Source organism: Sulfitobacter sp. HI0129 (genome assembly GCF_001635395.1).
GTDB lineage: Bacteria > Pseudomonadota > Alphaproteobacteria > Rhodobacterales > Rhodobacteraceae > Sulfitobacter.
Window position 1 is genome coordinate 1 of record NZ_LWGH01000497.1, and the last position, 1,918, is coordinate 1,918.

General features: G+C 61.7%; 4 protein-coding genes. 2 read left to right on the forward strand and 2 right to left on the reverse strand.

The window, feature by feature from the left end:
• Positions 1-181: 181 nt before the first annotated feature.
• Positions 182-586, forward strand: a complete 405-nt coding sequence (gene mce / locus A3764_RS13615; protein ID WP_067920997.1) for a methylmalonyl-CoA epimerase — start codon at positions 182-184, stop codon at positions 584-586.
• A gap of 2 nt (positions 587-588) precedes the next feature.
• Entirely contained in the window at positions 589-882 is a 294-nt protein-coding gene (locus A3764_RS13620; protein WP_067951671.1) for a DUF1467 family protein, read from the forward strand.
• On the opposite strand, the gene A3764_RS13625 is transcribed toward A3764_RS13620, so the two are convergent.
• Together A3764_RS13625 and A3764_RS13630 are read right to left on the reverse strand one after the other, a co-directional pair.
• Entirely contained in the window at positions 842-1,549 is a 708-nt protein-coding gene (locus tag A3764_RS13625; RefSeq protein ID WP_067922227.1) for an EI24 domain-containing protein, read from the reverse strand. The genes A3764_RS13620 and A3764_RS13625 overlap by 41 nt on opposite strands.
• Positions 1,534-1,918: nitroreductase family protein (locus A3764_RS13630; protein WP_067951672.1), on the reverse strand; the 385-nt coding region annotated here is incomplete at its 5' end. The genes A3764_RS13625 and A3764_RS13630, both read right to left, overlap by 16 nt.

The window sequence follows — 1,918 nt, forward strand, 5'->3', positions numbered from 1 at the left end:
GCATGGCGGTCGGGGTCGGGATCGTGACTGTCGTCGGATCGTTCTTGTCCATCTTCACCTCCTGCTTGTGTCTGGGGGAAATGATTATGCCCCGATACCTAACGGCACGTTAATCTGACGCATTGCGCTGGGCCCCGCCGGGCGTCATAACCCGGTGCGACAGAGCCAGAGGAGAGCCGCCATGATCGGACGACTGAATCACGTAGCCATTGCAGTGCCGGATCTGGACGCCGCGGCGGATCAGTACCGCAATGCGCTGGGCGCGAATGTAGGGGCCCCGCAGGACGAACCGGACCACGGCGTTACCGTGATTTTCATCGAATTGCCGAACACCAAGATCGAACTGCTCTATCCGCTGGGTGACGACAGCCCGATCAAGGGGTTTCTCGACAAGAACCCCTCAGGCGGCATTCACCACATCTGCTACGAGGTCGATGACATCATCGCGGCCCGCGACCACCTGAAATCGACGGGGGCCCGGGTTCTGGGCAATGGGGAGCCCAAGATCGGCGCCCACGGCAAACCCGTGCTGTTCCTGCATCCCAAGGATTTCAACGGCGCGCTCGTCGAGCTTGAACAGGTCTGAACATGGGTATCACCTCGGGGCTGGTTCTTTTCGCTGTCATCTGGTCGATGGTCTTCCTCATCGCGCTGCCGATCCGGGTGCAGACGCAGGGCGATGCGGGAAAGATCATTCCCGGGACCCATTCGGGCGCGCCGGAACAGCATCACCTGAAACGGAAGGCACTGTGGACGACAGCCATAGCCATCGTGCTTTGGATCGTCATCGCGGGCATCATCCTTTCGGGATGGATCAGCGTTGACGATCTCGAAGGTTGGCTCAATCCTTCGGGTGTGGCAGCACGTGGAACAGGTGGGTAAAGGTCGCCGCCCCCAGAATCGGGATCAGCAGGTTCAGCAGCGGTATTGAAAGCGGAACGGCCATCAGCACGCCTGCGGCCCAGATCGTGGTCATATGCCGCCGTCGCAACTGGCGCGCGCCCGCCCGCCCCACACGGCGCATGGCCGCCATTGTGTAATATTCACGCCCCAACAGAAAGCCGTTGAGCGCCCAGAAGATGAACGGCGCGAAAGGGGCGAAAAAGACATAGAGAGCCAGCGCAAAGAGGTTGGCGGCGATCAATACACCCAGAAAATTGATCGTATCGCGGATCGAATCCCCGATGGACGCCCCCGCCGCGGGCGGAAGGGCCGGATAATGCGTACGCTCCACGGCCTCGGCCACGTCGTCCAGAAACATGGACGTGATGGCGGAGGCCACGGGCACCATCAGGAAGACGGAAAGAACCGCAAGCAGCAATACCGCGCCCCAGCTGAACAGATCGTCAAGCCATGTGACTTCGCCCAGCAGGGGGACCCAGTTCTCCTCTCCGGTGAGCCAGTCGATGAAGACGGCGAAACCGGCGGTGAAGCCGATCAGAAGCAGCAGGGCAGATATGATCCCAAGAAAGAAGACGCGCCTGAAGGACGGGTCCGCCAACTGGCCGAGTGCGAGATAGAATGAACGGAAGATCAGCGGGAAAGCCATGTGGTAATGCTTTCGATGTCAGGACGTGGCCGTTCTGGTGGGGCGGAACGTTCGGTGCCGATATGAACGAAGCCCGCGATACGTTCGTGATCCTCAAGCCCCAGCGCATCGCGCATGAAGTCGCGATCGTGGGCGGGCCAGCCGGTCAGCCAGTTGGCCCCCCAGCCCGACGCAAGCGCGGCGTTCAGCAGGGCCAGGCAGACGGCGCCGGCGGAATAGGTCTGTTCCAAGGCGGGGATCTTGTCCGACGGACGATGTACCTCGATGACCGCGACCGCGAGGTTGCCCTGATCGAACTGGCTGCGGCCTTTCTCTATCGTTTCGGGGTCGTGGCCCCGGGCCAGCCCGAGACGGCCGGCAGTCTCCGCA

Coding starts and splice junctions, on each gene's coding strand:
- mce (WP_067920997.1), top strand. CDS start 182: ATGATCGGACGACTGAATCACGTAGCCATTGCAGTGCCGGATCTGGAC.
- A3764_RS13620 (WP_067951671.1), top strand. CDS start 589: ATGGGTATCACCTCGGGGCTGGTTCTTTTCGCTGTCATCTGGTCGATG.
- A3764_RS13625 (WP_067922227.1), bottom strand. CDS start 1,549: ATGGCTTTCCCGCTGATCTTCCGTTCATTCTATCTCGCACTCGGCCAG.